This is a genomic window from Azospirillum sp. P4_B5 (assembly GCF_056402275.1).
The window spans coordinates 66,278-72,735 of sequence record NZ_JBFUHT010000025.1; the positions used below are offsets into that span (position 1 = coordinate 66,278).

At 67.0% G+C, this 6,458-nt stretch carries 4 protein-coding genes; 1 reads left to right on the plus strand and 3 read right to left on the minus strand.

Going from position 1 to position 6,458, the window contains the following annotated elements; translation table 11 throughout:
- Window positions 1-59: 59 nt before the first annotated feature.
- Window positions 60-1,310, plus strand: coding sequence for an AAA family ATPase (locus AC1DVI_RS19655; protein WP_476959411.1), 1,251 nt, complete (start codon window positions 60-62; stop codon window positions 1,308-1,310).
- 47 nt (window positions 1,311-1,357) lie between these two features.
- Here AC1DVI_RS19655 and AC1DVI_RS19660 read toward each other — a convergent pair whose 3' ends face one another.
- The 3 genes from AC1DVI_RS19660 to AC1DVI_RS19670 form a co-directional block, all read right to left on the minus strand.
- Window positions 1,358-3,592, minus strand: coding sequence for a S8 family serine peptidase (locus tag AC1DVI_RS19660; RefSeq protein WP_476959412.1), 2,235 nt, complete (start codon window positions 3,590-3,592; stop codon window positions 1,358-1,360).
- Entirely contained in the window at window positions 3,525-4,751 is a 1,227-nt protein-coding gene (locus tag AC1DVI_RS19665; protein WP_476959413.1) for an AAA family ATPase, read from the minus strand. The genes AC1DVI_RS19660 and AC1DVI_RS19665 overlap by 68 nt, the downstream gene beginning before the upstream one ends.
- Before the next feature lie 633 nt (window positions 4,752-5,384).
- Window positions 5,385-6,116, minus strand: a complete 732-nt coding sequence (locus tag AC1DVI_RS19670; protein ID WP_476959414.1) for a transposase — start codon at window positions 6,114-6,116, stop codon at window positions 5,385-5,387.
- Window positions 6,117-6,458 lie beyond the last annotated feature (342 nt).

A 6,458-nucleotide genomic window follows, 5' to 3' on the forward strand; every position in this document is an offset into this window, starting at 1 on the left:
CCTCGTGGAGCTTTCCCATGCCCGCGTCCTTTGCCCTCCGGTTTGCGGGGTGACGGATCATGCTTGAGGCGCTCTGGCAGGCCATCGCGGCGCAGTTGAACAACCAAGTCTTCACCGGCGGGCTGGCCCTGGGCGCTTTCGGCTTCGCCGGCGCGGCGGTCCTGCGGCTGCTGCCCTCGCTGGTGAGTTTCGTCGTCGAAGCTTGGCTCATCAGCACTGTCACCGTTGACAGCCGGTCTCCGATGTTTGACGCGCTGGTCGCTTGGTTCGCTGCCCACCCTTACACCGCCCGCTGCCGGCGGCTGACCGCGGTCCGGGTGCCGCAGGGAGACACCGAGGTCTTGCGCCTGTCCCCCGGAGCGGGCAGCCACTTCCTGCGCGAGGGGCGTGTCCTGCTGTGGGTCGAGCGCTCGGTGGGTTCCGGCACGGCGGGGATGGTGCAGGGTGGACGTCAGCCCATCGAGACGATCACGCTGCGCGCCCTGACCCGTGATCGCGGCGTGCTGACCAACCTGCTGCTGGACGCCGATCGGCGTTTCGGTGGCCGTGATCCGGATCGCATTCCCGTGCACATGGTCGAATCCTACGGCGAGTGGAGCGACCGGGCCAGCATCCGGCGACGCCCGCTCCGGTCCGTGGTACTGGCCGACGGGGTCAGCGAGGCCCTGTTGGAGGACGCCCGGACCTTCCTGACCAGCGAGGCTTGGTACAGCGCCCGCGGGATTCCCTGGCGCCGCGGCTACCTGCTTTACGGTCCGCCTGGGACCGGGAAGACAAGCGTCATCCGGGCGCTCGCCAGCGAGCTCGACCTCGGCCTCAGCATCGTCAGCTTGGCATCCGACCGGCTCGACGACCAGCAGCTGTGTGCGCTCCTTGGCTCAGCGCCGGCGCGCAGCGTGCTCCTGTTCGAGGACATCGACGCCGTGTTCCGCGAGCGGGACGCCGAAGCGGCCGGCCGGGGCATCACCTTCTCGGGCCTGCTGAACGCCATCGACGGGGTGATGTCGCAGGAAGGGCACCTGCTCGTGATGACGACCAACCACTTGGAGCGGCTCGACCCGGCGCTGATCCGGCCTGGGCGCATCGACCGGCGGCAGGAGATCGGTTTGGCGCAGGGCGAGCAGATCGCCCGGATGTTCCAGGCCTTCTATCCGGACCGGGCGGAACTGGCGGAGGCGTTCGTGGCCGCGCTGGGCGGCCATGCTCTAGCCCCCGCTGCGTTGCAGGGACATTTCCTGCAGCACCGCGGCGATCCAGACGAAGCAGTGCGGGCAGCTGGATCGCTGGCTGTCCAGCGATCCGAGCCTTGACCGCGCCGGGTGCCACGGCCGGTTGTCCGGTCCTCGGCCGGCGGGCTTCAGGTCTCTTCCTCGATCTCGATATCCGGTTCGATCACCGCGTGTTCGATTTTCCCTTCCATCGCCTGGATGAACTCGGCGTGGACGGGGGCCTCATCGTCGGTGCCCTGCAAGGTCACGATAAAGGTCACGTCGCATTCGACCTCATCGGTCTCCAACTCCGGGTACAGGTAGCGATCGCGCCAGAACAGCCGTGCCGACAGGCGAAGGTCCGGGCCGCCCAGCGTGACGCCCTTCCGGGTGTGCCGGTTGTAGCAACGCAAGGGTTGCCATTTGGCATCCTTGGCGCGGGCGATCCCCTCGGCCGTGTCGGAGGGCAGGCTGCCAGCCAGCCGTTCCCACTTGTTGTTCCCGTCCTTGTATTGCAGGGCCGCCTCCAGGCGGGTCGAAGTGTAGTTCGTGCCCCGCATGTGCGTGATCGGGGCGAGAATGCAGACCAGCCGGACGCGGCCACGGAACAGGCCTCCCGGACGCAGGCTAAGCGGAATGTGGATGCCTTCCCAGTAATAGCGCGCCTTTGCGGTCATGCGGCCTTGCCAGCACAGGACGGCGGTGTTGTCGTCGGTTTCCCAGGGAAGCGCGGGCCGCACCGGACTGCCGAAGCCGCGGCGGTAGTGGTGGCGCACACCGTCCGCGGCGTTGATCAGCAGCGCCTTCACCAAGTCCGGCGAGGGCTGGCGCAGATGTGTCCAGGTGTGGGCGGCCAGCCGGCTGACCAGGGCGGCGGCGTAGCTCGAGGCACGACCGTAGCGGCCGCCGATGAGTTGGACGACCGAGAACCAGCTCAGCTCAGGCTTCAACATCTCGTCGGGGCCCAGCCCGACCCGGGACACCGGACAGAAATCGTCGACCTTGCCTTGCCCATCGGGAAGGCGGCCGGCGACCGTAAGGGCCGCCTCGGCGTCGGCGGGGGGAGCAATCCGCTCCTCGACCTTGCCGGTGCGGTTGCCCGCCGAAACGATGAACAGCACCCGGCGCCGGCGGGCCAGTTGCGAGAGTTGGTGACCGAATTCGCTGACCCGCTTGCGCTCACACGCGTGTCGGAGGTTGGCGGAGATATTCCACACGGTGGTCTCGGGATGCGCCGCCAGCACCCCATCCAGGAACAGGATCAGGGCACCCAGATCCCAGGGGCCGGTGTAGGCAGAGCGGGGAACTGCCGGCACAATGCCCAGCCGGCAATGCAAGGCCGGCAGGTCGAGGCCGGCGTTCCAGGCGTGTGCTTCGACGATCAGCGCCGCAGTGCAATTGCCATGGTTGGTGTCCAGATCGGCCGGCGCCAGGAAGGGTTCGGCTTCCCAGACCACGGCCGGCCGGTAGCGCCGCGAGGTGAAGCCCCCGTCGATGTGGCCGACGATCGGCTCATCGAGGGAGATCTCGCGATCGAGATCGGGCTCCCGTCCGCCTCCGGGTCGTGCCGGCGCCAAGGGAGTGACCGGGTCCCACCGGACAATGAGACCGCGCTCGCTTCCCTGAAACAGCGCTTCGCGCAAGCGCACCGTCACCGGTAGGCGCGGGTGATGACCGGAGCGATAGGAGTTCTGGATGCGCTGACGCTGTTCCACCGCGCTCCCAGGCACCAGCGGGCCGTTGCCCGGCTGGCCGTTCGGCAGGACCAAGTCGGAACCGCCTTCGAGCGGCAGGGACTGCCCAAGCAGGACCATCGTTCCCTCGCCCATCCAGAGCCACAACTGTTCGAGGACCGCATCACGCGCAGCGGCGGAACGGAAAGGCGGAAGGGAGGCGATGAAGCCGGCGGGGTCCGCCGGCCCCCTTGGAGATGCTGTCACCCAGGCCTGCTTCAGGCTGTCGGTGGTGATCTGCTTGTGAAGCGGGCGGAAGCTGATGATCCGTGAGATGTCCACCCGCTGGGGAATGGTGTTGGGATGCTGTAGACGCCGCAACAGGGCGTCACGGCTGGTCGCCGGCACCTCGATCACGTAGCCCGTGTCCCAGGGAGCGACGAGCTGCACGCCGATGTCGGAATGGAAGAGATCGTCGGGCGTGTAGGTTGGGGCCAGAGAGTCGAGGTCGACGCCAACCCAGAACAGCGCATGTCCGGCGAACCAGAGCGTCTCGACCGACGCCGGGTCGACCAGGCGCGACACCCGTTCGATGAGAGCTCGGCGCCGGTCGGCGTACTGGAGGGTGATCTTGCTTTGGTCTTTACCGCCGCCGGTTACAGTTTCCCGCTTTGGGAGCACCGTCAGCCGCAGCACCGGATTGTTGGGCAAGGTTGCTCCTTCGCTTCCCCCCGGCGCGTTTCACCCGCGCGTCCTTTGCCACGGCCTCGTAGGTCACGGAGAAGAGGGCGCTGAGCTGGCCGTTGGTCAAACCGAACCGCTCTCCGACCGCCCGGCGTAGACTCAGGGTCGCGTCGCGGTCGAGATCACCTATGGTTGGTAACGAAAATTTCCCATCCGCGCAATCGAGAAGAGCACCGGCGATTGCAGGAAAAGAAATTTGAGCCCGTTTCAGGTGAGCTGTGCGCCGGGCGGCAAGCGCGATCTCGGCGATGTCGGAGCCGGACAACCCATCCGACATGTCGGCGAGGGCTTCGGCGATCGGATCATCCCCAGGCTTGAGGCCAAGGTAATGGGACCATAGGCTGGTGCGCAGGCCTTCCAGCGGCCGATCGACGCTGAGGCGGTATGGGAAGCGGCGCCATACCGCCGGATCGAGCAGATGGCCGTGGTTGCTGGCGGCGATGACGACGCAACGATGGTCGAGGCGGTCGAGCCCCTGGAGCAGAGTGTTGACGACGCGCTTCAGCTCGCCAATGTCGCGGGCGTCGTCGCGCTGCTTGGCGACAGCGTCGATCTCGTCCAGGAACAGCAGCCCCTGTTCGCGCTGGACGAAGTCGAAGATGCCGCGGATGTTCTTGGCGGTGTCGCCGAGCAGCGAGGACACGATGGCGTCGAGCCGGGCGACGTGGAAGGGCAGGCCCAGGCGCGCCGCGATATGGCCGGCCGTCAGTGTCTTGCCGGTTCCCGGCGGCCCGACCAGCAGCAGATTGGAGCGTGGCGCCAGCCCGGCGCCGGCAAGTTCGTCGGCGGCCTTCGCCTCGGCGATGAAGCGCTGCAGCATCTGGGAGTCTTCGTCGTCGAGGAACAGCGGGCCCGTCGGCCAGGGTAGCTCCTCGACCAGCGGGGATTTGGTCTTGGCGTCGAGCGGTGCCATGGTCTGCCGCGGTCGAGTCCCGCCCTCGCCCCGGAGCAGGCGCGTCAGCCGCTCCTGCGTCCCCACCCGCTCCGGCTCGGGAAGGCTGCGGACCAAGTTAGTGCCGAGGCGGCGGACTGCCGCGAAGTCGGAATTGAGCGCGGCTTCAATCAGCGCGAGGATCGTGTCAGGTGGCAGCGGCTCCTGCATCGCACCGAGTGGCATGTAGGACATCGGACCCTCCCAACCCTTTTGATTTCCGGGGACAACTTTTTTACTTGTGAATGCAATCTACCTATTAACAATTATGCCCTCCAAATCCTTTTATCGCAACCGCGCAAAGGCTACGAAAGTTGCCTTTTTGCCTCGATGTCGATTCCATTTGGAATCCGGATGGCCGCAGGGCCAGTGGCTAGAAACCTCAAGAATTCCTGAGAGAAGAAACAAAATTGCCTCCCATGGGCTCCCTCGTCCGGTGTGGCGGCACCGAAGCCGGCATTCCTGAAGAGCTTAGCCTCCGAAAGGAAGATAAGGAGAAACGACAGAACAAGATCAATGTAGGCTAAGAAAACGACATACCATCTGAACCATTTCCTAGAGAGAGACACGGTGCCGCCGATGAGCGGGCCGACGGGAAGAATAGTTGCGGGGGCTTGGTCGGCTGGAGAACGACGGTGCCGGCGTAGCGCGGTGGGGCACAATGCTACCGAAGGGCGACGTGGCTTGCCGAGCAGGCGGAGCACGGCGTCGAGGTGGCGCAGGGCCTCGCGCAGGCGTCGACGCAACGCGGCCAACCGAATGGCATCGGACCGGGTTGTAAAGGCCGAATGAAGTTTGGTTCTCCCGCACTTTGCGTGAAGGCGGCGCTCACGTTGCATGGAGCGTGCGTCGGCCGTACATGGTGCGCTTGATGGTCTTCAATCGGTTGATCCGCCCCTCGACCGGGCCGGTCGACCAGGGCGTCTCCAGCGCCGACCGCACGGCCGCCAAGTCCTTCCGGAGCCCGGATGCGAAGCCTTCCAGCGATGTCCCGGCGGTGACCGCCAGCCAATCATCGAGGGTGCCCGTCCCCTGCTTGCGCACCAGCGCGGCGAAGCGGTGCGCGAGATCACGCACGTCGCGGAGCGCGGGGATATCGGCCAGCAGCGTGTCCACGAACACCCGGTCAGCCTTTGCCAGATCCTTTCGCGCGGTCTGCAGAAGGCGCGCCACGCCCCGGATAGACGGAGGCTTCCATGTGTCGGCCTTCGAGGGGCCGGCGTCCGGAGACGTCCGGCGCCGGCTCGTGGCCCACGCCCGCACCGTTGATCGGCCGCCGGTGAAACCCCGGCCGCCAATCTCGCGCCACAGCGCGGTGGCGTTTCGCTGACCTTCGGCCCATCGTTGCTCCAGGTGCTCAAGGTACGGCGCGAGGATTCCCACGCCGCTCGGCGGGCGCGCCCAGGTGCCGGGGCCACCAACGCGCAGCCAAGCACGCACCGTCTTGCAATCCAGGGCGCAGTTTCGGGCGATCGCGCTGACCGTGGCGCCGGCGTCCGCCAGCCGTCGGACCTCCGCGTAGCGGGCGTGACGGGGAGCGTGCGTGGCCGCTTTCCTCATATCCCCTGCCGACGGCTTCGCGGGTGCCAGGGCGACCGGAGCGGTGCCTGCCGATGCGCAAGCCGCCGCGGCGCGCCGGACGGCAGCGTGGTGTGCGCCGACCGCCGCGCACACGGCGTCACCGAGATTGCGCAGGAGATCCGAGGTGACGGATACGGCCGATCATCCATCCATGGCTGCGGCGGTTCCCGCGGATCGTCGGAGCGGCCTCCGCCTTGGCGCGCGTCGCCGCGCCGACCGACTTCGAGATCCAGGAGTGCCTCGTTCGAGAGTTGACCGGTGCCTGCATCCCGTTTCGTGCCCATGCTCCTGCAGCACCATGCGGAACGACCGCCGCCGTCA

Excerpts from the sequence above, each read along its gene's own strand:
- AC1DVI_RS19655 (WP_476959411.1), top strand. The coding sequence starts at position 60 with ATGCTTGAGGCGCTCTGGCAGGCCATCGCGGCGCAGTTGAACAACCAA.
- AC1DVI_RS19665 (WP_476959413.1), bottom strand. The coding sequence starts at position 4,751 with ATGTCCTACATGCCACTCGGTGCGATGCAGGAGCCGCTGCCACCTGAC.
- AC1DVI_RS19670 (WP_476959414.1), bottom strand. The coding sequence starts at position 6,116 with ATGAGGAAAGCGGCCACGCACGCTCCCCGTCACGCCCGCTACGCGGAG.